This is a genomic window from Streptacidiphilus rugosus AM-16 (assembly GCF_000744655.1).
In the GTDB taxonomy this organism is placed as follows: Bacteria; Actinomycetota; Actinomycetes; order Streptomycetales; family Streptomycetaceae; genus Streptacidiphilus; species Streptacidiphilus rugosus.
Window position 1 is genome coordinate 4,600,413 of sequence record NZ_JQMJ01000004.1, and the last position, 25,846, is coordinate 4,626,258.

The window sequence follows — 25,846 nt, forward strand, 5'->3', positions numbered from 1 at the left end:
AGGACCGGCACCGCTTGTTGCTGGTGCTTTGCCTGTCTCCTCCCGAGCACGGTGTGGCGTACTACGGGTATGACCGAGACTCTCGCCGTTCCCGGCGCCGCCGAGCTGATCCGCGCTGCCGCGAGCCATCTCGTTCCCGGCATCACCGACCTGCATCGGCTGCTCGGCGCGGGCGGCACGGAGGAGTCCGCCGAGGGCGCCGAGGTGCGCCTCAGCAACGGCCGGACGCTGCTGGACTTCGGCAGCTACGCGGTGACCCTGTTCGGCCACCGGCCCCCCGAGGTCGTCGACGCGGTCCACCGGGCCCTGGACACCATGCCCACCTCCACCCGGCTGGTCGCCAACCCGGTGACGGCCGCGCTGGCGAGCAGGCTGGCCGGGCTGGTCGCCCCGGAGCGGCTGCGCCGGATCTGGCTCGGACTGACCGGCTCCGACGTCGTCGAGGCCGTGCTGAAGCTGTCCATCGCCGCCACCGGCACCACCTCCGTGCTGGCCGCGCAGGGCGCGTTCCACGGCAAGAGCATGGGCGCGCTGGCCCTCACCGCCGACGGCGAACGCCGCACCCCCTTCGCCGGGTTCCTCGGCGACGTCCGGCATCTGCCCCTGGAACCGGACGCGGTACGGCGGGCGGCACAGGAACGCCCCTTCGCCGCGCTGATCGTCGAACCGGTGCAGGGCGAGGGCGGCGGTCGTCCGCTGCCTCCGGCGCTGCTGCGCCAGTGGGCCGAGGACGCCCGCAGGGTCGGCGCGTTCGTCATCGCCGACGAGATCCAGTGCGGCCTGCGCCGGTGCGGTCCCGTCTCGGTGTCGGAGTCCGTCGGCATGGACGCGGACGCGGTGCTGTTCGGCAAGCCGCTGGGCGGCGGCGTCCTGCCGCTGTCCGCGGCCCTGTGCAGCGAGCGGCTCTACGCGCCGCTGCTGGCCGACCCGTTCCTGCACACCTCCACCTTCAGCGGCCACCCCGCCTCCTGCGCGGCCGGTCTCGCCGCCCTGGACCTGCTGGACGCGCACCTGGACGACTTCGCCCGGGTGGGCAGGCGGCTGGCCGAGGGAGTAGCCCTGCTGGCCGCCCAGCACCCGGGGGTGGTCGCCGAAGGACGCACCCTCGGCCTCTTCGGCGCGCTGGAGCTGGCCGACCGCTCCTGCTCCAGCCTGGCCCTCATGGAGGCGGGACGCCGCGGCCTGCTGCTCGCGCCCTGCCTGAGCGAGCCGACCGTGCTGCGGATCCTGCCCCCTGTCGTCGTCACGGACGAACAGCTCGACCGCGCGATGGGAATCCTGGACACCGTCCTGGCCTCGGTGGCACGGCGCACCGCGGCCCGCTGAGCCGCGCCGGCGCACAGAACCGAACCCGCGCGGAGAACCGAACCCGCGCGGAGAACCGATCCGCACCGATCCGCACGGAGGACGAGACCCATGCCCGCCTCTGCCGCATCCGCCGCCATCAGCGCCGAGCCGACCGCGCCGGTGCTCGAACGCGGCCCGTCGGCCGGGAGCTCCGGGGTCGTCCCCGGCGCCGGATCGACGATCCACCAGGCCCTGCGCGCCCAGGCCCGGCGCACGCCCGACAGCGTCGCGCTGGTGCACGCCGGAGAGTCCCTCGACTACCGCGAGCTCGACCGGCGGTCCGACGACGCGGCCCGGCGGCTGGCGTCGATGGGGGCCGGACCGGGCAGCATCGTCCCGGTCCGGCTGAGCCGATCGACGGCCCTGGTGGTCGTGGTGCTCGGGGTGCTCAAGTCCGGAGCGGCCTACTCGCTGCTCGACCCGGCCTGGCCCGACGAGCGGGTCGCCGACGTGCTGCGGCAGACCTGCGCCCGCCTCTTCGTGACCGACACCCCGCTGCCCCAGGACTTCCCGCTCGACGTGCCGGTGTGGTCCCCGGCGAAGGAGCCAGCCCCCGCCGGCCCCGCGTTCGTGGCCGAGCGCGAGGTCTCCCCTGCGGATCCCGCGTGCGTCTACTTCACCTCGGGCAGCACCGGCCGCCCCAAGGGCGCGGTCTCCCCGCACAGCGGCAGTGTCCGGCTGGTGACGCCCGACGGCTTCGCCGAGACCGGCCCGGGATCGGTCACCTCGCTTGCGGCGGCGATGCCCTGGGACCTGTTCAGCCTGGAGCTGTGGGCGCCGCTGCTGACCGGCGGGCGGCTGGTCGTCAGCGACGAGCCCTACCTGACCGGTCCCTCGCTGCGGGCGCTGATCCGCGACGAGGGCCTCACCTGGGTGTGGACCACGACCTCGCTGTTCAACATGCTCGTGGACGAGGAGCCCGACTGCTTCACCGGGCTGAAGACGGTGATGGTCGGCGGCGAGCGGCTCTCACCGCCGCACGTGGCCGCGTTCCTCGCCGCCCATCCAGGGATCGCCCTGGTCAACGGCTACGGACCGGTGGAGAACACGGTCTTCGCCAGCACCCACCGGATCCGCCCGGAGGACTGCGGGATCCCCGGCGGCATCCCCATCGGGGTGCCGGTGCCGGGCACGACCGTGCACGTCCTGGACCCCGAGGGCCGGGAGTGCCCGGACGGGACCGTCGGCGAACTCTGCTTCGCCGGCACCGGTCTGGCCGTCGAGTATCTCGGGCAGCCCGAGCTGACCGCGGAGAAGTTCCCGGTGCTGGAGCTGGAGGGGCGGCGCGTGCGGGTCTACCGCAGCGGCGATCTGGGGCTCCGCGACGCCGAGGGGCTGCTGCACTACCGCGGGCGGATCGACCGTCAGGTGAAGATCCGCGGCCACCGGATCGAACCCGAGGAGGTCGAGGCCGTCATCCGGCGGCTGCCCGGTGTCGCCCGCTGCGTCGTGCTGCCCGCACTCGCCGCCGACGGCGCCTGCACCGGCCTGCTGGCCTTCGTCACCCCCGACGCCGACGCCGACGCCACCGCCACGGCTGGGGCGGGCGGCGCGGAACGGCTCGACACGGCCGGGCTGCTCTCCCGGCTGCGCACCCTGGTCCCCGCCTACCTGCTGCCCGCCTCCCTGGTGGAGGTCCCCGAGATCCCGCTGAACGCCAACGGCAAGCTCGACACCGCGGCCCTGCTGGCCCAACTGCCGACGGACGCACGGGCCCAGGCATCGACCGGAGCGAGCAGGGCCGAAGCGAGCGCGCCCGGCGAGGTCGCCGAGGAGGACCTGGAGCTGCCGGCGCAGCCGCTTCCCGCGCTGGTCGCCCGTGTCTTCGCCGAACTGACCGGACGACACCCGGCCGCAGTGGCCGCCGACGCCACGCTGGCCCTGCTCGGCGGCACCTCGCTGGACGCGGGCCGGGCCGCCGCCCGGATCGGCCAGGCCCTGGGCCGGACGCTTCCGGTCTCGCAGCTGTTCCGCACCCCGTCGGTCCGTGCGCTCGCCGACTGGCTGGCCGGGACCGCCTCCCCCGAGCAGCCGGAGCAGCCGTCCGGCGACGCCGACCAGCTCGCCGTCGAACTGACGCCGCTGCAGCGGTACTTCCTGATCGAGCACCTGGCCGCGCCGGACGACGTCACCCAGCACTGCGTGGGGGCCTGGCGGATCGCCGGCCGGCCGAACCGCCGGGTGCTGCGCGCGGCCGTCGAGCACGTGCACCGCAGGCACCGGGCGCTGGGCAGCCGCTACGTCCTGGACGTCACCCCGGTCCTGGTGCCCGGCGACGCGCCCGCGCCGCCGATGCGGGAGCTGATCGTGGACACCGAGGCCGAGGCCCACACGGCGCTGGCCAGGGAACTCGGTCGCCCGTTCCGGCTGGAGACCGGCTACGTCTGGCAGGCCGTCTTCGTCGCGGTGCGCCAGACGCCGGTCACCTTCGTCGGCCTGGCCGCGCACCACATCGCCTTCGACGGCACCTCCGTCGCGGTGCTCGCGCACGACCTCGGCGCCGCCTACCGGGCGCTGCGCGCGGGCGGCGAGCCGGACCTGCCCGAAGCGCCCGACCCGGCCGCGGTCGCCCGGGCCAGGCGGGCACAGCTCGCCTACGTCGACCGGGCGGAGCAGGAGCGGCACTGGCAGAACGCCCTGGACGGCATCCCCGACCTGACCCTGCCCGCCGACGCGCTCCCCGACGCGGCCGCGACGGAGCCGGGCGGGCCCGGGGCCGCCGTGGTCGCGGGCAGGATCGACGCGGACACGGTGCGCGGGCTGACCGCACTCGCGGCCCGCACCGGCGCCAGTGCCTATGTCGTCCACCTGGCCGCCTTCGGCGCGGCCCTCGCCGCGCTCACCGGTCAGCGCGACTTCGGCGTGGTGACACCCGTCAACCTGCGCGGCGACGCCGCCGTGGACAACGCGGTCAACTGCCTGATCAACCCGGTCTGCCTGCGGCTGCGCCCGCGCACGGAGGCGGCGACCGAAGCGGCGGTGGCCGAGACGGCTGCCGTCGTGGCAGGGGCGTTCGCGGCGCAGGACCTCTCGCTGCCGGAGATCATCGCCCTGCTCGGGCGTCCGGTGGACGGCCCGCGCGCACCGCTGGCCCAGGTGATGCTCGCCTTCCAGGACACCAGGACGCCGGTGCTGGATCTCGGCGACGTGGCCGCCGAGATCGTCATGCCGCTCTACCCCGAGGTGCCGGACGGGATCGTCGCCGGGCTGTGGCCCGAGGGGGCCGCCCACTCCTACCCCGGCGTGCCCGCCGAGCTCTTCGCCGAGGTCTGGCCGGGCGCCGACGGCAGCGCGCGGCTGCTGGTGGAGTACCAGCCGGCCAGGGTCGACAGGGCGTTCGCCCGGCGCCTGCTGGACGCCTTCGCCGGGCAACTGCAGCAGTACGCGGGGGATGCGCACTCCGGCTGAGCCGCACAGACGAAGGAGGGGCGGGGTGACGACACCCCCGCCCCTCCTTTCCAACTCCCCCGCCGGTTCAGCGCGTCCGGATCCGGATCCACCAGCGCAGCCGGGACCGGCGGCGGACGACGCCGCGCTCCGGCTCCCGCACCACGACCTGCACCGCGCCGCCCGCGGCCAGCCCCACCAGACGGATCACGACGCCGGATTCCTCCCCCGAGCCGGCGGCGCGCACCGGCAGGCCCGTCTCCAGACCACGGCCGAAGGGCCCCAGCACGCTGCGTCCCTCCGCCTCGACCCTGACCCCCGGTGGGACCACCACGCGCACCGTGCCCAGCAGCCCGTAGGCATGGATCTCCGTCGCCCGGTCCTGGAACACGGCGTCGCGCAGGTCGAGTTCGACCGTGCCGAAGGTCGCTGCGGCGGTGTATCTGGTCGGCACCACCCAGCGGTCGGCGCGGCGGATGGTGCCGAGCAGGGCGACGCTGCGCCGCACCGGACCGGGCGTGCCGCCCACCAGGGGCGTGCCGTCCGGATGGGCGGGCCGGGTCGGCACCGGCAGGTCCCGCAGCAGGGGCTCCAGGTCAGCCGCGACGACGGCGCTGAAGACCTCGGTCAGCCGCTGGTCCAGCTCCTCGGTGCTGAGCCGGCCCTCGGCCGCGGCCTCCCGCAGCCGCTCGGCGGCCGCGTCGCGCTCGCCGTACGACAGGCGGATCCCGCTCCGAGACGGGCTTTTCGGTGGCGTGTCCGCCATGGTGTTGTCCCTCCTGTTGCGAGTGGAATGCGGCGCGGCTCCGCCGCGCGCACCGTCCCGGTGGGCGCGGCGGAGCCGGAGAACGACCGCGGGATCAGGCCTGCGCGCCCTCGGTCGCCGTGATCAGGCTCAGCGGGCGCATGTCGGTCCAGTGCTCGCCGACGTAGTCCAGGCAGGCGTCCCGGTCGGCCTCCCCGAACACGGTCCGCCAGCCGGCCGGCACCTCGGCGAAGGACGGCCACAGCGCGTGCTGGTTCTCGTCGTTGACCACCACGAGGAATCGGCCGTCGGGGTTCTCGAAGGGGTTGCTCATCAGCGGTTTGTCCTTTCCTGGAGGATCGCCGCAGCGGGTGCGGTGGCTGCGACGACGCGGGCGAGCGCGTCGGGGGTGGGGGCACGGTGGACCGCGCCGGGGGGAACCTCGCGGCCGAGATCGTCGCGGATCCGGCCGCTCAGCCGGAGTGCGGCCAGCGAGTCGCCACCGAGCGCGAAGAAGTCGTCCTCGACGCGCACCTCCTGGTGGCCGGTCAGCTCCTCGAAGAGGCCGCGCAACCGCTCCAGGATCTCGGTCGGCGCGGCCGCCGCCGAAGCGGGGTGGACGGCGGCGACCGGAGCCGGAGCGAGGAGCTCCGCGGACAGCGGCGTCGCGGCGGTCAGCGTCGCGGCGGTCGACTCCGGGGCCGCCGCCCAGGATTCCAGCAGGGAGCGCAGCCTGGCCAGGATCCGCCTGGCCGCCGCGCCGTCCACGGCCTCGGGGTGGTGGTCCAGCGCCAGGTGGAGCCGCTCGTCAGGGGCCACGGTGAGTTTGAGCGGGTAGTGGTAGGCGTCCCGACCGGAGAAGCCGGTCACCCGCACCCCGCCCGCACCCGCCGACTCGGCCACGGACTGCCGGCTCGGGTAGCTCTGGAAGACGACACAGCTGTCGAAGAGCGGGCCGAGGCCCGCCGCACGCTGGATCGCCGCCAGTCCCAGGTGCCGGTGGTCGCCGAGCGCCGCCTGCTCCTGCTGCAGTCGGGTCAGCTGTCCGTCGAACGGCTGCTCGGATTCGATCCGGACGCGCACCGGGACGGTGCTGATCAGCGGGCCCACGATCCCGGCCACGCCGGGAACGGCCGCCGGACGCTCGGCGCCGGTCGCGCCGAAGACCACGTCCGTGGACCCGGTCAGCTCCGAGAGCACCAGCGCCCACATCCCCTGCACCACGGTGTTGAGGGTGACGCCGTGCCGGCGGGCGGCGGCGGCGAGCTCGGCGGTCCTCCCGGTGGTCAGCTCGACGGACACCTGGTCCGGAAGCCCGGCCCGGTGCTCGCCCGGCACCGCCAGGGTCGGACGCAGGCCCTCGCCGAGCGCAGCGCGCCACGCGGCCTCGGCCGCCTCCCGGTCCTGCTCCGCCAGCCAGCCGAGATAGTCGGCCAGTTGGGCCGGTCGCGCCGGCGCCGCCTGGGCGCCGGCCGTCTCCGCCCCGATCCGGCCGAACAGGTCGGACAGCAGCAGCGGCAGCGACCAGCCGTCCAGCAGCAGGTGGTGGGCCGTGACCAGGAGCGCCGTGCGCCGCTCGGGCAGCCGCACCAGGTGGAAGCGGACCAGCGGCGGCCGGGCCACGTCGAAGCGGCGCACCCGCTCCCGCGCGCACAGGGCGTCGAGCGGCTCCCGGTGGTCGGCGCCCGCCTCACGCAGGTCGGTGGTCTCCCACGGCAGCGGCACCTCCTCGGGGACCGCCTGGACCAGTCGGTCCCCGAGCCGGGCGAAGCCCGCCCGCAGCGCGTCGTGGCGGTCCAGCAGCGCGCCGCAGGCGGCACGCAGCGCGTCCTCGTCGACCGCACCGGTCAGCTCCACGGTGAACTGCACCGAGTAGACGTCGACCTCGTCCGGGTCACGCCAGTGGTGGTACAGCAGGCCCTCCTGGACGGGGGCCACCGGCATCAGCTCCCGGACCGGGCCGAATCGGTGCTCCAGTTCCGACACCTGCTGCTGGGTCAGGTCCAGCAGCGGGAAGTCGGCCGGGGTGCGGCCGCCCGCGTCGGGGCGGCGCAGGTGCGCGGCCAGGGTCCGCAGCGCCATGCACCACTCCTCGGCCAGTTCGCGCACCTCGGCCTCGGTGAGCAGGGCGCCGGCCCAGGTCCACCGGCCGACCAGGGTCGGCCCCTGCGGTCCCTCGACGACCACGGCGTCCAGGTCCAGCAGGTGCGGCACCGGCTGCGCGGGGTCCGCGCCCAGCGGCAGCACGTCCGACTCGGGCGCCGGCGCCCAGTCGCCTGCGGGACCCGACGCAGCCTGCCGTCCCAGGTAGTTGAAGCCCAGCTGGGGCACGACGCGCGCCCGGTCCTGACCGGCGTCGTAGCCGCGACCCCGGTCCGGCACGCGGCGCAGGTCCTCCTTGACCCGCATCAGGGCGCGGCCGATCGACTCCTCGTCCGGGTCGGCCGTGCCGGGGTCGAGCAACGCGGGGGCCTGGCTGGTGAACCAGCCGACCGTGCGGCCGAGGTCCAGCTCGGCGTCCTCGCGGCCGTGCCGCTCGACGTCCACCAGCACGGCGGTGCCGGTGTCGGCGACGTGCCGGTTCCGCCAGCGGACGGCGGCCAGCGACAGCGCGGTCAGCAGCGCGTCGTCCACCCCGGCCCGGTAGGCCGTGGGCACGGCCTCCAGCAGCACGCGGGTCTCCTCGGGCGGCAGCTGCACCGTCAGGTCACCGGCGGTGGCGTAGGTGTCGCTCGCGTCGACCGGGTGGGCCGCGAGCGGCACGTCGACAAAGTCGGCGACCTCCTGCCAGTAGGGCGCGGCCGTGTCCCCGGTCTCGGCGAGCCGCCGCGCCCAGGTGCGGAAGGAGACCGGGACCGGGGCGAGCACCGGTTCGCTCCCCTGCGCGACGGCCGTCCAGGCCTGGTGCAGGTCGCCGAGCAGCACCGGCCAGGAGACCGCGTCGACCGCCAGATGATGGACCGTCAGCAGCAGCCGTCCGGACGCCTCGGCGCCCGCGTCGAACCAGACGGCGCGCAGCAGCTCGCCCTGCTCCGGGTCGAGTTCACCCTGCGCCCGCGCGGCCTCGACGGCCACGGCCGCCCGCAGGCCGTCGGGGTCGGCCGCGGTCACGGCCGCCTCGCTGACGTCGACGCGCCGCAGCAGCCGCTCCGCGGAAACCGCCCCGCGCGGCCCGGTGGTCAGCGTCCAGTCGCCGGCCGCCGAAACCGTCAGCCGGAGTCGCAGGGTGTCGTGGCGGTCCACGACCGCCTGCACGGCGGCCCGCAGCGACTCGACGTCCAGTCCCGCCGGCACCCGCACCAGGGTCGACTGGGTGAAGCCGCGGCTGGAGCCGCCGCGGTCGCGCAGCGCCCGCATGATCGGGGTCAGCGGCACCTCGCCCACTCCGGCGTCGGGTGACTCGACGGCGGCGGCCACGGCCGTGCGCGCGATCCGGGCCAGCGCGGCGGGGGTGGGATGGGCGAACACCTCGCGCGGCGTCAGCTCCAGTCCCGCGGCCCTGGCCCGCGCGGCGAGCTGGATGGAGAGGATCGAGTCGCCGCCGAGCGCGAAGAAGCCGTCGTCGGCGCCCACCTCGGGCAGGTCCAGCAGCTCCGCGAAGAGGGCGCAGAGCAGCAACTCGTTCGGGGTGGCCGCCGCCCGGCCGGTCGCGTCGGCGGCGAACACCGGGGCGGGCAGCGCGCGCCGGTCCAGCTTGCCGCTGGGCGAGAGCGGCAGCTCGGGCAGGAGCACGAACGCGGCCGGCACCAGCGCGTCGGGCAGCACCCGGGTGGCGTGGGCGCGCAGCTCCTCGGGGTCCGGTGCGCTGCCCGGGACCGGGACCAGGTAGGCGACCAGGCGCTTCACCCCGCGCCCGTCCTCGCGCACGACGACCGCGCACAGCGCCACCTCGGGGTGCTCGGCCAGCCCCGCCTCGATCTCGCCGGGCTCGATCCGGCGGCCACGGATCTTGACCTGGTCGTCGGCGCGGCCCTGGTAGAGCAGTTGGCCCTCGGGACTCCAGCGGACCAGGTCGCCGGTGCGGTACATGCGGCTGCCCGGCGCGCCGAAGGGATCGGGCAGGAAGCGCTCGGCGGTGAGTGCGGCCCGCGCGTGGTAGCCGCGCGCCAGGTTGGTCCCGGCCAGGTACAGCTCGCCCACCGCGCCGACCGGCAACGGCCGCAGCGCGGCGTCCAGCACGTGGACGCGGGTGTTGTCGATCGGCCGTCCGATCGGCACGACCTCGGGGTCGGGTCCGTCCAGGGTCCACGCCGTGACGTCGACCGCGGCCTCGGTGGGCCCGTAGAAGTTGTGCAGCGCGGTCGAGGGGAGGGTGCGGGCGAACCTCGCGGCGAGCGCGGGCGGCAGGGCCTCGCCGCTGCACACCACATGACGCAGTCCGCCGCAGTCGGCGGCCGCCGGCGACTGGAGGAACACCTCCAGCATCGAGGGCACGAAGTGCACGTAGCTGATTCGCTCGCTGCGGATCAGCGCCGCCAGCGCCTCGGGGTCGCGATGGGCCCACGGCGGGGCGACGACCAGCGCCGCCCCCACGGTGAGCGGCCAGAAGAACTCCACCACGGACACGTCGAAGCTGGACGGCGTCTTCAGCAGGACCCGCGCGCCGGGCCCGGAGGGGCACTGCCGTTCCATCCACCGCAGCCGGTTGACGATCGCCCGGTGCGGCACGACCACGCCCTTGGGGCGACCGGTCGACCCCGAGGTGTAGAGCAGGTAGGCGGCGTCCTCCGGCTGCACGCCGACCGGCAGGTCCGGTCCGGCGTCGGCGTCCTCGTCCTGCGCCGTCAGTTCGCGGTAGGACTCCGGCGTGAGGGTGCACACCGGGTCCGCGTCGGCGAGCATGAACGCCACCCGGTCCGCCGGATAGTCCGGATCCACCGGCAGGTAGGCGGCCCCGGCGAGGTGCGCCGCGTAGAGCGAGACGACCAGCTCCGCCGAGCGCTCCAGCGCCACCGCGACGACCCGTCCGGGCGCGGCGCCGAGCCGCACCAGGCGACGGGCCAACGTGCGGGCGGCAGCGTCCAGTTCGGCGTAGCTGAAGCGCCGCTCGCCGTCCACGAGCGCCTCGGCGTCGGGGGTGGCGGCCACCTGGGCCGCGAACAGCTCCGGCAGCGTGGCGGGTTCGGCGGGGACGGCGGTGTCGTTCCAGGCGTCGACCACCTGTTCCCGCTCCGCCGCGGTGAGCAGCGCGATCCGCCCGACGAGCTGGTGCGGATCGGCGGCGAAGGCCGTCAGCAGCAGCTCCAGCCGGTCCCGCAGCAGTGCGGCGGCCGGAGCCGGGAAGAGCAGCGGGTGGTGGCTGAGCTCCAGCCGCAGCCGTTCGCCGGGAACGGCCATCAGGCTCAGCGGGTAGTGCGTCGAGCCAAGGATGTCGCCCGCCCCGGCGTCGTACCCGCGGACCGTCGTGGCTCCGGACCGGGCCGCAGAGGTCTCCTCGGCGTCCAGGTGACCCGGTGCGTTCTCGAAGACGGTGGTGGTGTCGAAGAGCTGGTCCACGCGCGCAACGCGCTGGATGTCCGCGAGCCCGACGTGGTGGTGCGCGGCGAGCAGTGCCTGCTGGTCCTGGAGGCGGCCCAGCAGCTCGACCACCGGAAGCGCGGGATCGATCCGCAGGCGGGCGGGAACGGTGTTCATCAGCAGCCCGACGATGCCCTCGACGCCCGGCAGGTCCGCCGGGCGACCGGAGACGGTGACGCCGAAGACCACGTCGTCGCGCCCGGTCTGCGCCGCGAGCAGCAGCCCCCAGGCCCCCTGGACCAGCGTGTTCAGGGTGAGCCCCGCGTCACGGGCGACCCGGCCCAGCTCGGCCGTGTGCCGCGCGGAGAGCTCGAGCGTCAGGGTCTGGTTGGCCACCTGCTCCGCACCGCGTGCGGCGGGCGCCACCAGCGTCGGCTCGGCCACGTCCGCCAGCGCTTCGGCCCAGGCGGCCTTCGCGGCTTCCTGGTCCTGCGCGGCCAACCAGTCCAGGTAGTCCCGGTAGGGGGCCGCCGGGGGCAGCCGGTCCGCGCCGTCCGCGTGCAGGCGCACCAGGTCGCCCAGGACCAGGGGCAGCGACCAGGCGTCGAGCAGCAGGTGGTGGTACGAGAAGACCAGCACATGACGCCGCTCCGCGAGCCTGACCAGCGTGCAGCGCACCAGTGGCGGCCTGGCCGGGTCGAAGCGGTGCCGCCGCTCGCAGGCGAGCAGCTCGTCCATGGCCGGACCGGGGTCGTCGCCGACGCTGAGGTCCACCTCCTGCCACGGCAGCTCGCAGCTCTCCGGCACCAGTTGCACCGCACGCCCGGAGGACGCCGTCACGAAGCCGGCCCGCAGCGCCTGATGGCGCGCCAGCAGAGCGGTGCAGGCGGCGCGCAGAGCGACCGGGTCGAGCGGGCCGTCGAACTCCAGTGCCGTCTGGACGGTGTAGACGTCCACGCCCTCGGTGTCGTAGAGGGCGTGGAAGAGCATGCCCTCCTGGAGCGGGGAGAGCGGCAGGAACTCGACCGGACCGGAGTGCGCGGCAGTCAGTTCCGCGCGCTCCGCGTCGCTCAGCTCCAGCAGGACGCGCGCACCGGTCCCGGCAGCCTCGACCGGACCCGCCTCGGCCGCGACCTGGGCCAGGGCGGAGACGGTCTTGTGCACGAAGACGTCGCGCGGGCTGAGCGCGAGGCCCTCCTTGCGGGCCCGGGAGACCAGCTGGATGGAGATGATCGAATCGCCGCCGAGCGCGAAGAAGTTGTCGTCCACCGAGACCTCGGGCAGTTCCAGCACCTCCGCGAAGAGCCGCTGCAGCACCTGCTCCTGCTCGGTCAGCGCCGCGCGACCGCTCCCGGACGAGGTCGCGAGAGCCGGGGTGGGGAGGGCGGTGCGGTCGACCTTGCCGTTGCGGGTCAGCGGGAGGGTGTCCAGGGTGACCAGCGCGGCGGGGATCATGTAGTCCGGCAGGATGTGGGCGAGTTCGGCCCGCAGCGCGTCTGGGTCCACCTGCGTGCCGGGGGTTGGGACGAGATAGCCGACCAGCTGCTTGCCCCCCGTCGGCAGGGTGTGCGCCAGGACTAGGGCCTGCTGCAAGTCGGCACACGCCTTCAGCGCCGTCTCGATCTCCGTCGGCTCGATCCGGTAACCGCGGATCTTGACCTGCTGGTCCGTGCGACCGGTGAACGTCAACCGGCCCTCACTCCAGCGCGCCGTGTCACCCGTGCGGTAGAGCCGCGAACCGGGCGGACCATAGGGATCCGGATGGAAGTGCAACGCCGTCTGCGCCGGCTCCCCGTGATACCCACGCGCCAACCCGGTCCCGGCCAGATACAGATCCGCGCTCGTCTCCGGCGGCGCCGGCTGCAGATGCTGGTCCAGCAGATACGCCCGCATCCCGTCCAACGGCAACCCGATCGGCATCACCTCCGGAACCAACCCCGCATCACTGACGGCATGCCGCGTCCCGATCACACTCGCCTCGGTCGGACCGTACGCATCCACCACCGTGATCCCCGGAACGCTTCGCAACAGGTGTCGGACCTCGCCCGCCGGAACCACATCCCCACCGGTCCAGATCTCCACCAGACCCGCCAACGCCTCCGGATCCTCACGCGCGATCAACCGGAACAACCCCGCCGTCAACAACAACGACGTCACCCCGTGCACCGCGATGTGATGCCGCAACACCTCCGGCGTCACATCACCCGGCGCCGCGACCACCACCGCGCCACCCAACGTCAACGGCGTGAACATCTCGTACAACGACGCATCGAACGCCGGCGACGCATGCAACAACACCCGACGCTGAGCAGCAGCCGTGAACCCGGCATCACGCACCAGATCCGCAATCCCCCCATGCGTCAACGCCACCCCCTTCGGCTCCCCCGTCGAACCCGACGTGAACAGCAGGCACGCCAGCTGATCGGGCAACACAGGAGCAGCAACCACATCACATGCCGGGAACTCCTGCCGCGGGTCCAGGGTCGGCAGGTCCGACGCATGCTCCCGGTCGGTGATCAGCAGCTGCGCACCCGACCGCGCCAGGATCTGCGCATGCCGCTCCACCGGCGCACGATGATCCAACGGCACATACACACCCCCCGCCTTCAACACCGCCAACGCCGACACCACCGTCAGCGGCGACCGCTCCAACAAAATCGCAACGACCGGCTCCACACCCCTCAACCGCGACCCGACCGCCGCCGCCAACCTCCCCGCCCGCTCATCCAACTCCCGGTAACTCCACACCACACCATCCGCGACCACCGCCACCGCATCCGGCGTCCGCCCCACCTGCCCCGCGAACAGATCCAGCAACGACGCCGACCCCGCCGCCACCGCACCCGTACCCAACGCCAACAACCGCCCCCGCGACACCGCATCCACCACCCCCAACCGACCCACGGTCAGGTCCAGGCCTTCGGCCATCGTGGTCAGCACCTGCAGCAGGCTGCGCCCGAGGCGTTCGGTCGCCTCCAGGTCGAAGACGGAGGCGCGGTAGTTGAGTTCGAGGCGCAGGCGGTCGCCGGGGAAGGCGGACAGGCTGAGCGGGTAGTGCGTGGCGGCCGTCTCCTCGCGCTCCTCGGCCGGGGCCAGGGCGAGGCCCGGCACGGCGTCACGCAGAGACTCGGGCTGGAACGGCAGGTTCTGGAACACCATCGTGGTGTCGAACAGCTCGGGCAGCCCCGTGAGCCGTTGAACGTCCGCGAGCCCCAGGTACTGGTGGGCCGCCACGGCGGCCTGCTCGCGCTGGAGCTCGGTGAGCATCTCCGCCAGCGAGGCGTAGGGGTCGATCCGCAACCGGGCCGGGACGGTGTTCATCAGCAGCCCGACGACGTCCTCCACGCCCGGCAGATCCGCCGGACGGCCGGAGACGGTCACCCCGAAGACGATGTCCTGACGTCCGGTCAGCGAGCCGAGCAGCAGCCCCCAGGCGCCCTCGACCAGCGTGTTGAGCGTCAGCCCGTGACGTCGGGCCACGGACGCCAGTGCGGCGGTGCGTTCCTCGTCCAGCTCGACGGCGTGCCGCAGCGGATTCACCTGGGCGTCGTCACCGCGTCCTGGCGCGACCAGGGTCGGCTCGGTCACGCCGTCCAGGGCGCGCCGCCAGGCGCGTTCGGCCTCGGCGCGGTCCTGTGCGCCGAGCCAGGCCAGGTAGTCGCGGAAGCCGACGGCGGGCCGGGGCGGCTGCGACGCGGCGGCATCCCCGCCGAGCCGCGCCGAGTACAGCGTGAACAGGTCCGCCAGCACGGACGGCAGCGACCAGCCGTCCGTCACCGCGTGGTGCAGCGTGAAGGCGAAGGCGTGCCGGTCCTCGCCGAGCCGGATCAACGTGCAGCGCATCAGCGGGGGGCGGCTCATGTCGAAGCGCCGCACGCGGTCGGCGGCCAGCAGCTCGCCGAGCAGTGCCCGCCGGGCGCCCTCGTCAGGGGCCGTGCTCAGGTCCGCCTCCTCCCAGGGGAGTTCGACGGACCCGGCGATGACCTGCACGGGACGGCCGGAACCGCTCTGGGTGAAGGCGGCGCGCAGCGCGTCGTGGCGGTCCAGCAGCGCGGCGCAGGCCGCCCGGAGCGCGGCCACGTCCAGCGGTCCGGTCATCTCGATGGCGGTCTGCACGGTGTAGACGTCGACGCCGTCCGCCTCGAAGAGCGCATGGAAGAGCAGGCCCTGCTGCAGCGGTGCCAGCGGCAGGAGGTCCTGCGCGCCGGGAGAGGCGGCCATGAGCTGGGCCCGCTCCTCCTCGGAGAGGTCCAGCAGCGGCGCGCCGGCGGCCGGGGCGCGGGTCGCTGCTCCCGGTGCGGGCCTGGCGGCCGCGGCCGCCGCGAGCCCGGCCGGGGTGCGGTGCGTGAACACGTCCTGCGGGCCGAGGGCCAGGCCCTCCCTGCGGGCCCGGGACGACAGCTGGATGGAGAGGATCGAGTCGCCGCCCAGCATGAAGAAGTCGTCGTCGGCGAAGACCTCCGCCGCTCCCAGCACCTCGACGAACAGCCCGCAGAGCAGCTGTTCGCGGTCGTCGGCGGGCAGCAGGCCGCTGCCGCCGCCCGCGTTGAACTCGGGCTCGGGCAGCGCCCGGCGGTCGACCTTTCCGTTGACGGTCTTCGGCAGCGCCGCGAGCGGCACGAAGGCGGCGGGGACCATGTAGTCCGGCAGCAGCGCGGACGCGTGGGCCCGCAGCGCTGCGGCGTCGAACACGGCGTCGGCGGCGGTCACCACGTAGGAGACCAGCCGCTTGACCCCGGCCCCGGACCGGTCCTGGTGCACCGTGGTCGCCGCCTGCGCGACGGCCGGGTGGATCAGCAGGGCCGCGTCGACCTCGGCCGGTTCGATCCGGAAGCCCCTGATCTTGACCTGGTCGTCGGTTCGCCCGACGAAGGCCAGCTCGCCGTCGTGGGTCCAGCGGACCAGGTCGCCGGTGCGGTACATGCGGCTGCCCGGCGCGCCGAAGGGATCGGGCAGGAAGCGCTCGGCGGTGAGCCCCGGGTGACCCAGGTAGCCACGGGCCAGACCCGTGCCCGCCAGGTAGAGCTCCCCCGCGACGCCGACGGGCAGCGGCCGCAGCGCGGCGTCCAGGACGTACGCGGAGGTGTTGTCGATCGGCTGCCCGATCACGGGAATCGGCGAACGGCTGCTCGTGCAGACCACCGACTCGACCGTGCACTCGGTGGGGCCGTAGAGGTTGTAGGCGTGCACACCGGCCGTCCGCAGCGCGTCCCACAGGCTCGGCGGGACCGCCTCGCCGCCCAGCGCCACCACCCTCGGCCGGTGACCGGGACGGCTGAGCAGACCCTCGGCCAGCAGCTGGACGGCGAAGGACGGCGTGGTGTCGATGACGTCCACCTGGCGGGTGGCCAACTCGTCGAGCAGGTTCGCCGGGTCGCCGCGCAGACCGTCGGGGATCACGTGCAGTTCGTGGCCGGCCACCATCCACAGCAGCATCGTCCAACTGGCGTCGAAGCCGAGGGCGTTGGTGAGCGCCACGCGCAGCCGGTCCGCCCCCGCCCCCGCCGCCTCAGGGGTGAACAGGGAGTCCCGGTGGCTGTGGAACACGTTGGCGAGCGCCCGGTGCTCCACTCCGACGCCCTTGGGGCGGCCGGTCGAGCCGGAGGTGTAGATCACGTAGGCCAGGTGGCCTGGCCGCAGCGGCTCGGCGCGGTCGGCGTCGGTCGGCGCGTGCACGGCCGTCTGCCGGTCGCCGGGAGCCTCGTCCGGCTCCGGGTCGAACAGCAACCGCGGGACCTCGGGCGGCAGCTGCGCCGCGACGCTGTCGGTGGTCAGCACGAGCAGCGGTCGGCAGTCGTCCAGGATCGCGGCGATCCTGTCCGTCGGCAGGCCGATGTCGATCGGGAGGTAGACCGCCCCCGCCTTCAGGACCGCCATGATGGCGACGATCAGGTCCGTGGAGCGTGGCATCGCCACCGCGACGGCCCGGTCTGCACGAGCGCCCGCGGCGAGCAGACGGTGCGCCAACCGGTTCGCGGCCGCGTCCAGTTCGGCGTAGCTGAGCGCCCGGCCCCCGCTGACGACGGCGGTCGCCTCCGGTGTCCGGGCGACCTGGGCCTCGAACAGCTCGGGCAGGCAGGTGTCGTCGCGGCGCCGCGTGGTGCTGTTCCAGTCCACCAGGAGGCGTTGCCGCTCGGGGGCGGTGAGCAGGGCGATGCGGCCCACGGGGAGATCCAGGTCCTCGGCGAACTGTGCCAGCAGCGCGTCGAGCCGGTCGGCGAGCAGACGGACCTGGTCGGCGTCCACCAGCTCGGGCCGGTGGCTGAGCTCGAGGCACAGCTCCTCGCCGGGGAAGACGGTCAGCGACAGCGGGTAGTGCGTGCCCTCGGGGAGCACCCCCTCCTCACGGAAGGCGACCTTCAGGTCGAAGAACTCCCACTCCGCGCCGCGCTTCCTGCCGTTGATCACCGGGGCGTTCTCGAAGACGGTGGTGGTGTCGAAGAGCTCCGGCAGGTCGAGCAGCCGCTGGATACCGGCCAGACCCAGGTGCTGGTGCGCGGTCAGCGCACCCTGCTCCTCCTGGACCCGGGCCAGCAGCACGGCCAGGGACTCGGCCGGGTCGATCCTGACCCGCACGGGGACGGTGTTCATCAGCAGGCCGACGATGCTCTCCACGCCGGGGAGCCCCGCCGGGCGACCGGAGACGGTGGCGCCGAACACCACGTCCTCACGTCCGGTCTGGGCCGCCAGCAGTAGTGCCCAGACCGTCTGGACCACGGTGTTCAGGGTCAGGCCGCGGCGCTGCGCCGCGCCGACGAGCTGCGCGGTGCGCTCGGTCCCCAGGCGCACCATCACCGCCTCGGGCAGGCCCGGACGGTCCATCGACGCGCCGGGGACGAGCAGCGTGGGCTCGTCCAGCCCCTTGAGCGCCTGCTGCCAGGCGGCCTCGGCCGCGCCATGGTCCTGCGCGCCCAGCCACGAGAGGTAGTGGGCGAACGGGACCAGCGGTCCGAGTTCTCCCCGCTCCCCCGCGTAGATCTGGAACAGGTCGTTGAGCAGCAGCGGCAGTGACCAGGCGTCCAGCAGGATGTGGTGGTAGGACACGGCGAGCAGATGGCGCACGCCCGAGGCGTCGTCGTCCAGACGGATCAGGGCGAAGCGGATCAGCGGCGGCCGGGCCATGTCGAAGCGCCGGGTCCGCTCGTCGGCCAGCACCTCCGAAGCGCGGGCCCAGGCGGCGTCCTCGTCACCGACGTCACGCAGATCCACCTCCCGCCAGGGCGCCTCGCAGTGGGCGGCCACCGCCTGCACGGTCTGGCCCGAACGGCGCTGCACGAACGCGGCGCGCAGCGAGGCGTGCCGGTCCAGCAGAGCGGTGCAGGCGGCGCGCAGGGCGGCCGGGTCGAGCGGGCCGGTGATCTCCAGCAGGTTCTGGACGGTGTAGACGTCCACGCCCTCGGTGTCGTAGAGGGCGTGGAAGAGCATGCCCTCCTGCAGCGGCGTCAGCGGCAGCACGGCTTCCAGCGAGGTCTTCTTCACTGCGACAGCTCCCACTCTGCTTCGAGTTCATCGAGTTCGTCCTGGTCCAGGGCGAGTGCAGGGTCGTCCGCCGCGAAGGGCAGCTCCTGCACGTCCGCCAGATCCGGCACCGCGACCGCGAGCGCCTCCGGCGTCTTGTGGGCGAAGACGTCGCGCGGGCTGAGCGCGAGGCCCTCCTTGCGGGCCCGGGAGGCCAGCTGGATGGAGATGATCGAATCGCCGCCGAGCGCGAAGAAGTTGTCGTCCGCGAACACCTCCGGCAGCTCCAACACCTCCGCGTACAGGGCACAGAGCAGCCGTTCGCGCTCGTCCGCCGGCGGCCGTCCGGGCCGGTCCGCGTCCTGCTGGGGGGTGGGGAGGGCGGTGCGGTCGACCTTGCCGTTGCGGGTCAGCGGGAGGGTGTCCAGGGTGACCAGGGCGGCGGGGATCATGTAGTCCGGCAGGATGCGGGCGAGTTCGGCCCGCAGCGCGTCTGGGTCCACCTGCGTGCCGGGAGCAGGAACGAGATAGCCGACCAGCTGCTTGCCCCCCGTCGGCAGGGTGTGCGCCAGGACTAGGGCCTGCTGCAAGTCGGCACACGCCTTCAGGGCCGTCTCGATCTCCGTCGGCTCGATCCGGTAACCGCGGATCTTGACCTGCTGGTCCGTGCGACCGGTGAACGTCAACCGGCCCTCACTCCAGCGCGCCGTGTCACCCGTGCGATAGAGACGCGAACCGGGCGGACCATAGGGATCCGGATGGAAGTGCAACGCCGTCTGCGCCGGCTCCCCGTGATACCCACGCGCCAACCCGGTCCCGGCCAGATACAGATCCGCGCTCGTCTCCGGCGGCGCCGGCTGCAGATGCTGGTCCAGCAGATACGCCCGCATCCCGTCCAACGGCAACCCGATCGGCATCACCTCCGGAACCAGCGCAGGATCCGCCACCGCATGCCGCGTCCCGATCACACTCGCCTCGGTCGGACCGTACGCATCCACCACCGTGATCCCCGGAACGCTTCGCAACAGGTGTCGGACCTCGCCCGCCGGAACCACATCCCCACCGGTCCAGATCTCCACCAGACCCGCCAACGCCTCCGGATCCTCACGCGCGATCAACCGGAACAACCCCGCCGTCAACAACAACGACGTCACCCCGTGCACCGCGATGTGATGCCGCAACACCTCCGGCGTCACATCACCCGGCGCCGCGACCACCACCGCGCCACCCAACGTCAACGGCGTGAACATCTCGTACAACGACGCATCGAACGCCGGCGACGCATGCAACAACACCCGACGCTGAGCAGCAGCCGTGAACCCGGCATCACGCACCAGATCCGCAATCCCCCCATGCGTCAACGCCACCCCCTTCGGCTCCCCCGTCGAACCCGACGTGAACAGCAGGCACGCCAGCTGATCGGGCAACACAGGAGCAGCAACCACATCACATGCCGGGAACTCCTGCCGCGGGTCCAGGGTCGGCAGGTCCGACGCATGCTCCCGGTCGGTGATCAGCAGCTGCGCACCCGACCGCGCCAGGATCTGCGCATGCCGCTCCACCGGCGCACGATGATCCAACGGCACATACACACCCCCCGCCTTCAACACCGCCAACGCCGACACCACCGTCAGCGGCGACCGCTCCAACAAAATCGCAACGACCGGCTCCACACCCCTCAACCGCGACCCGACCGCCGCCGCCAACCTCCCCGCCCGCTCATCCAACTCCCGGTAACTCCACACCACACCATCCGCGACCACCGCCACCGCATCCGGCGTCCGCCCCACCTGCCCCGCGAACAGATCCAGCAACGACGCCGACCCCGCCGCCACCGCACCCGTACCCAACGCCAACAACCGCCCCCGCGACACCGCATCCACCACCCCCAACCGACCCACCGACAGCGAGGCGTCAGCCGCCACGAGGTCCCGGAGCAGGGTCAGGAACTGCCGCTGGTGGGCCTCGACCTGGGCCTGGGTGTAGGTCGTCGGGTTGGCGTCGAAGTCGATGAGCAGGCCGTCGCCGACACCCGAGGCCGCGCCCACCGAGACCGTGATGTTCAGATCGCGGACCGGCCCGTTGGCCAGTCGGTGCTGCACCGTGCGGTGACCGCCGAAGGTCAGCGGCTCCTCGAAGGTCAGCATGTTCAGCGTCGGCCCGAACAGGGCTCCGTCCACGCCGAGTTCACGGCGCAGGTCGTCGAGCGGGTAGTGCTGGCGGCGCAGCAGGTCGGAGAGGCCCGTCGACACCTCGCGCAGCAGTTCCTGCTTGGTGTGCCAGGGCGACGCCTTCACCCGCAGCGGCAGCTCGTTGGCGAGCATGCCGGGGGTGCGGAGCGTCGCCGTGCGGCGGGCGGGGACGGGGATGCCGACGGACGCCTCGTCCAGGCCGGTGAGGCTGCGCAGGTAGAGCCCGACGGCGGCCGCGAAGATCACCGTCCAGGTCGTGCGGCCCTGCCGGGCGGCGGCGCGCAGCCGGTCGAAGTCCTCCGCCGGCAGCAGCGCGCGCTGCCGCACACTGGCCCCCGTGACCTCCTCGGGCGCGCGGTCGGCGAGCCCGGTGACCGACGTCAGGTCGGCACAGCGGTTCACCCACCAGTCGCGGTCCTCGCCGTAGCGGGCCGAGGAGCGGTACTCCGCCTCGTCGTCGACCAGGGCCCGCGGTCCGCCCTCGAACGCGCTGCCCTTCAGCGCGGCGGCGACGGCGTCGGGGTCTTCGCCGGCGACCGCCTCCGTGTAGAGCGCGGCGACGCGGCGGGTCAGCAGCTCGTCGCCGTAGCCGTCGACCAGGATGTGGTGGCAGCGGCTGTACCAGAAGTGCCGCTCCGGGCCGATCCTGAACAGCACGTCGATGAAGAGGCCACCGCCCGTCAGGTCGACGGGCGCGCGGCGGTCGACGTCCATCCACATCTCGGCCGACGCGACCGGGTCGGTCTCGTCCGACAGGTCCACGAACCGGGGCGTCTGCGTGGTCGGGACCAGTTCCTGGACCGGGGTGCGCCCGTCCTCGTCGATGCGGATCCGGATGTCGAACGCGCCGCACTCACGGCCCGCCCGCACCAGGGCGTCCTCGAAGGCGTCCGGGTCGACCGGGCCGAGGATCTCTACGTACTTGGCCAGGTTGTAGGTGGCCGTGTCCGAGCCGAGGTGGTGGGCCAGGCACACCCCCAACTGTGCAGACGTCAGCGGGAAGGTTCCGCCGGGGGCGGCAGGGACGCTCATGGTGGCAACCGTCTTTCTCGACGCGCGAGCCGGGCAGTCGACAACGGTTTCGCGGCTCGGATGCCGTTCCCAGGCAATCGACCGGCAAGCACGGAGATTCCGGCCCGGTCCCGGGGAGCTGCCGGGCATTTTCCTGGCTCGTGCGCCCGCGGAATCCCGACGATGTGGGCGAATCAACCCTCACCGCCGCGCCCGACGGCCACCGCCGTCAGCGCGCGGTGGGCGGTGCCGTGAGCAGCCGAAACCCGCAGGGAGTGAGTGGTCGCCATGACGTACATCGACGACGCGACGATGGTGCAGTGGCTGGCCGAGCCTCCGGTCGGTCGCGGCCTGCACTTCGCCGACCCGCAGCGCGGCTGGACGCCCTGGCCCTATGCGGACCTCGCGGACCTGTCCCTCCGCGCCGCCGCGGCGCTGCGTGACCGGGGCCTGCGCCGGCCGGACGTGGTGGCCGTCATCCTCCGCTCCAGCCCGGCGTTCGTGGCCTCGCTCTTCGGCACCTTCGCCGCCGGGCTGACGGCCTGTTCGATCGCGCCCTCCTTCGCCTTCCGGCGCGCCGACGAGTACGAGCGCCGGCTGGGCGAGCTGCTGCGCGCGGCCGGTCCCGCGCTGGTGATCTGCGACGCGGACTCCGCCGAGAGCGTGCGGCGGGCCGCGGAGGCGGTCGGGGCGCCCGCGCCGGTGCTGTTCGAGGAGCTGGTCGCCGGGGTGACCCCGCTCGCGGCGCCCGATCCCGAGCCGGGCGCACTGCTCCAGTTCACCTCCGGCTCCAGCGGCGCGCCGCGCGGCGTGCTGATCCCCGCCGCCTCGCTGCAGGCCAACGTGACGGCGATGCGCCGCTGGCTGGAGTGGTCCCCCGAGCTGCCGGGGATCACCTGGCTGCCGGTCCACCACGACATGGGCCTGATCGGCTGCCTGGCCAACATCGTGGTGACCGGCTGCGACGGCTGGATGATGCAGCCGGACGACTTCATCCGGTCCCCGCAGCGGTACCTGCGCTGCATCAGCGAGCAGCGGGTCGGCCTGGCCGCGATGCCCAACTTCGGGCTGGCGTACATCCTGCGCCGGGTGCGCCCGGCCGACCTGGAGGGGCTGCGCTTCGACTCGCTGCGGTCGGTGATCCTCGGCGCGGAGCGGATCGACCCGCAGGTGCTGCGCTCCTTCAGGGAGCTGCTGGAGCCCTACGGCTTCGACCACCGCGCTCTGCTGCCCGCCTACGGCGGCGCGGAGGCGACCCTGGCCGTCACCGGACTGCCGCTGCGCGAGGGCTGGACCGCCGCCGCGCCGGACCCCGACCCGACGGGCGACGGCGCCGCAGGCGCGCCCGAGCTCGCCGAGATCACCGGCTGCGGTCGCCCGTTGGAGGGCGTCGAGGTGACGGTGGTCGACGACGAGGGGGCGGCGCTGCCGGACGGGCGCGTCGGGGAGATCCACGTCCGCAGCCGCGCCCTGGCGGCCGGCTACACCGGAGACCCGGGGACGGCGTCGGGCACGGCCCTCGCGGACGGCGTGCTGCGCACCGGCGACGCCGGGTTCCTGCGCAAGGGGCAGCTGTTCGTGATCGGCAGGATCGGCGACGGGCTGAAGGTCCGCGGCGCGATGGTCTTCGCCGAGAGCCTGGAGGAGGAGCTGGTCCGCCGTGGCGTCCCCGAGCGGCGCGCGGCCGTGCTGCTCGGGGTGCACGAGGGACGCCCCACCGCCGTGGCCGTGCTGGAGTCCCCGTCCGCCGACTGGGCCGCGCCGATCGCCTCGGTGCTGCGCGAGAACCTCGACGACGCCCGGCTGCTGACCGCGGTGCTGCCGCGCGGCGGCATCTCGGTGACCTCCAGCGGCAAGCCGCGCCGACGGGTGATGTGGCAGGACTTCGCCGCCGGCCGGCTGGCCGCCGAGCCGCTGTCGGCCCTCTCCCCCGCCAGGACCCCCGAGGAGCCCGCAGCCGACGCCGCGGCCGACACCGGACCGGACCGGGCCCCCGAGGGCGAGCCCGTCGGCGCCAGGGCCTGAGGGGGTCGGCCATGACGACCACCAGCGATGCCGCCGCCCGCCGCCTGCTCGGCCTGGACCGGAGCCTGGTCGACTTCGCCGCGCTCACCGAGGAGCTGTACCTGGCGATCCGTCAGACGGCCCCGCTGCAGGTCGGCGAGGTGAACGAGGAGCACCGCTTCCGCGCCGACCTCGGCTACGAGCCGGCCTCGCTGCGCCGGCTCACCGACCGGGTCGCCCGGCTGCTCTCGATGCCTCATCTTCCTTCCGCGCCGGTGCGTGAGCTGCGCTTCGTCGCCGACCTCGTCGACCTGGTCGACGTGCTGCTGGCGGACGGCAGCGCCCGTCCGTCCAGCCCCTCCGTCCGCCGCCGCCCGGCGCGCCCAGGTGCGACGGCGGGCACGAGCATCCCATCCCTGGAGGACCCACCCATGGCCACGAACGACCCGCTCCCGGAGCTCACCCTGGGCGCGGACGACGCCGAACAGCTGAGAGCGCTGGCCGAGAGCCTGCGCGACCGGTTCCCCGGCCCCGGCAACCCGGAGTTCTACGACCAGGCCTGGCAGGCCGCGGCCGAACTGCCGTACAGCCTGCGCTACTTCCTGGAGACCTTCCGGCGTGCCGAGTCCGCGGGGGCCTGCCTGATCCACGGCTTCCCCGTCGACGACGAGGCGATCGGCCCCACCCCCTCGCACTGGGACGCCGCCGGCGCCGCCAAGGCGACGGTGGAGCAGGAGCTCCATCTGGCCCTGTGCGCCATGGTCCTGGGCGAACCCTTCGCCTGGGAGACGCTGCAGTCGGGGCGGATGATCCAGAACATCCTGCCGATCAGCGGGGACGAGGAGCGGCAGAACGGATACGGCAGCCAGGCGCTGCTGGAGTTCCACACCGAGGACGGGTTCCACCCGCGCCGCTGCGACTACCTGCTGCTGATGGGGCTGCGCAACCACGACCGGGTACCGACCATCGTGGCCTCCGTGCGCGACGTGGAGTTGTCCGACGGGGACCGCGAGATCCTGTCGCAGCCGCGTTTCCACATCGTCCCCGACAGCGAGCACATCCGGCAGCTGGAGGCCAGGGACCCGGAGCACCCGGCGCTCGTCGACGTGTACCGGATGCTCAACCAGCCCGAGCCCACCCCGGTGCTCTCCGGTCGGCCCGAGTCCCCCTACCTGCGCATCGACCGGCCGTTCATGTACTGCGCCCCGGGCGACGCCGCCGCCGAGGGCGCGCTGGACCGGCTGATGGCCGAGCTGGAGCGGGCGCAGCGCGACGTGGTGCTCGCGCCCGGCACCCTCGTGATCGTCGACAACCATGTCGCGGTCCACGGGAGGCGGTCCTTCACGGCCCGCTACGACGGAACCGACCGCTGGCTGAAGAAGATCACGGCCAGTCGCGACCTGCGCCGCGGGCTCGCCCCCGCAGGCGGCAGCGGAAGGGTGATCGCCTGATGGGCACGGAACGGACCGAACACACCGAGGAGACCGGACGCGTCGTCATCGTCTCGGGTGCCTCCAGCGGCATCGGCGAGGCGACCGCGGCCCACTTCGCCGCGGCCGGGGACCACGTGGTCAATCTGGACCTGCGCGCCCCGGCCACCGGGGCGCCGGGTCAGTGGCTGGAGGTGGACGTCGCCGACTGGTCCGGTGTGGAGCAGGCCGTCGAGCGGGTCCACGCGGAGCACGGCCGCCTCGACGTCGTCATCGCCAACGCCGGCATCAGCCTGCGGCACGGGGTGCTCGACATCACCGAGGCCGAGGCGCGGCGCACGCTGGAGGTCAACCTCCTCGGCGTGCTGGCACTGTGGCGCGCCGCCGCGGAGCGGATGCTGGCGCGCCGCAAGGGCGTGCTGCTGGCGACCGCCTCGGTGAACGGCACCCGCGGCTACCCGCTCTACGCCGACTACAACGCCTCCAAGGCGGGCGTCGCCTCGCTGTGCCAGACCTTCGCGCTGGAGCTGGCCCCGTGGATCCGCACGGCCTGCGTCACGCCCGGCGCGGTGCTGACGCCGATGCAGCGGGCCGAGTACACCGACGAGATGCTCGCCGAGGTCAACGCCTGCATCCCGCTCGGCCGCCACGCCGACCCCGCCGAGATCGCCGCCGCGTTCCACTTCCTCGCCTCGGACCGGGCCCGGTTCATCACCGGACAGGAGTTCGTGGTCGACGGCGGCGAGACGGCCGGCGCCACCACCGCGTTCCTGGCCCTGGCGGACAAGTCCGCGCAGCCCGATCCGTCCCGCTGA

General features: G+C 73.8%; 9 protein-coding genes. 5 read left to right on the top strand and 4 right to left on the bottom strand.

The genetic code is table 11. The features are described 5' to 3' along the window. The first annotated feature begins 69 nt into the window (after nucleotides 1–69). Together BS83_RS30085 and BS83_RS30090 are read left to right on the top strand one after the other, a co-directional pair. A complete protein-coding gene (locus tag BS83_RS30085; protein ID WP_037606578.1) occupies nucleotides 70–1,326 on the top strand; it encodes an aminotransferase class III-fold pyridoxal phosphate-dependent enzyme in 1,257 nt (418 codons plus the stop codon). A 90-nt stretch (nucleotides 1,327–1,416) separates the two neighbouring features. Beyond that, entirely contained in the window at nucleotides 1,417–4,755 is a 3,339-nt protein-coding gene (locus BS83_RS30090) for a non-ribosomal peptide synthetase (RefSeq protein ID WP_051944335.1), read from the top strand. A 67-nt stretch (nucleotides 4,756–4,822) separates the two neighbouring features. Here the strand turns inward: BS83_RS30090 and BS83_RS30095 are convergent, their stop codons facing one another. The 4 genes from BS83_RS30095 to BS83_RS30110 all read right to left on the bottom strand — a co-directional run bounded on the left by BS83_RS30095 (nucleotide 4,823) and on the right by BS83_RS30110 (nucleotide 21,747). Then, nucleotides 4,823–5,500 carry a DUF1707 SHOCT-like domain-containing protein gene (locus BS83_RS30095; RefSeq protein WP_051944336.1) on the bottom strand — a complete coding sequence of 226 codons (678 nt, stop codon included), beginning with the start codon at nucleotides 5,498–5,500 and terminating at the stop codon, nucleotides 4,823–4,825. Nucleotides 5,501–5,594: 94 nt separating this feature from the next. After that, nucleotides 5,595–5,813, bottom strand: coding sequence for an MbtH family protein (locus BS83_RS30100; RefSeq protein ID WP_037606580.1), 219 nt, complete (start codon nucleotides 5,811–5,813; stop codon nucleotides 5,595–5,597). Further along, entirely contained in the window at nucleotides 5,813–18,415 is a 12,603-nt protein-coding gene (locus BS83_RS30105) for a non-ribosomal peptide synthetase (protein ID WP_051944337.1), read from the bottom strand. Before BS83_RS30105 ends, BS83_RS30100 begins: the two co-directional genes overlap by 1 nt. Beyond that, the gene (locus BS83_RS30110) at nucleotides 18,412–21,747 is read right to left on the bottom strand and encodes a non-ribosomal peptide synthetase (protein WP_084714321.1); all 3,336 of its coding nucleotides are present in this window, start codon (nucleotides 21,745–21,747) and stop codon (nucleotides 18,412–18,414) included. The genes BS83_RS30105 and BS83_RS30110 overlap by 4 nt, the downstream gene beginning before the upstream one ends. A 138-nt stretch (nucleotides 21,748–21,885) precedes the next feature. Here BS83_RS30110 and BS83_RS30115 point away from each other — a divergent pair, with 138 nt between their 5' ends. Genes BS83_RS30115 through BS83_RS30125 form a run of 3 tightly spaced genes read left to right on the top strand, consistent with a single transcriptional unit; the run spans nucleotide 21,886 to nucleotide 25,846 of the window. Continuing rightward, nucleotides 21,886–23,622 (top strand): AMP-binding protein, encoded by a 1,737-nt coding sequence (locus BS83_RS30115; protein WP_063774253.1) that lies wholly within the window; start codon nucleotides 21,886–21,888, stop codon nucleotides 23,620–23,622. An 11-nt stretch (nucleotides 23,623–23,633) separates the two neighbouring features. Beyond that, the gene (gntD, locus tag BS83_RS30120) at nucleotides 23,634–25,052 is read left to right on the top strand and encodes a guanitoxin biosynthesis L-enduracididine beta-hydroxylase GntD (protein WP_232248520.1); all 1,419 of its coding nucleotides are present in this window, start codon (nucleotides 23,634–23,636) and stop codon (nucleotides 25,050–25,052) included. Then, a complete protein-coding gene (locus BS83_RS30125) occupies nucleotides 25,052–25,846 on the top strand; it encodes an SDR family NAD(P)-dependent oxidoreductase (protein ID WP_051944338.1) in 795 nt (264 codons plus the stop codon). The genes gntD and BS83_RS30125 overlap by 1 nt, the downstream gene beginning before the upstream one ends.

What these genes read in the sequence shown, in the direction of transcription:
- BS83_RS30085 (WP_037606578.1), top strand. Translation starts at nt 70, where the DNA reads ATGACCGAGACTCTCGCCGTTCCCGGCGCCGCCGAGCTGATCCGCGCT.
- BS83_RS30090 (WP_051944335.1), top strand. Translation starts at nt 1,417, where the DNA reads ATGCCCGCCTCTGCCGCATCCGCCGCCATCAGCGCCGAGCCGACCGCG.
- BS83_RS30095 (WP_051944336.1), bottom strand. Translation starts at nt 5,500, where the DNA reads ATGGCGGACACGCCACCGAAAAGCCCGTCTCGGAGCGGGATCCGCCTG.
- BS83_RS30100 (WP_037606580.1), bottom strand. Translation starts at nt 5,813, where the DNA reads ATGAGCAACCCCTTCGAGAACCCCGACGGCCGATTCCTCGTGGTGGTC.
- BS83_RS30110 (WP_084714321.1), bottom strand. Translation starts at nt 21,747, where the DNA reads ATGCCCGGCAGCTCCCCGGGACCGGGCCGGAATCTCCGTGCTTGCCGG.
- BS83_RS30115 (WP_063774253.1), top strand. Translation starts at nt 21,886, where the DNA reads ATGACGTACATCGACGACGCGACGATGGTGCAGTGGCTGGCCGAGCCT.
- gntD (WP_232248520.1), top strand. Translation starts at nt 23,634, where the DNA reads ATGACGACCACCAGCGATGCCGCCGCCCGCCGCCTGCTCGGCCTGGAC.
- BS83_RS30125 (WP_051944338.1), top strand. Translation starts at nt 25,052, where the DNA reads ATGGGCACGGAACGGACCGAACACACCGAGGAGACCGGACGCGTCGTC.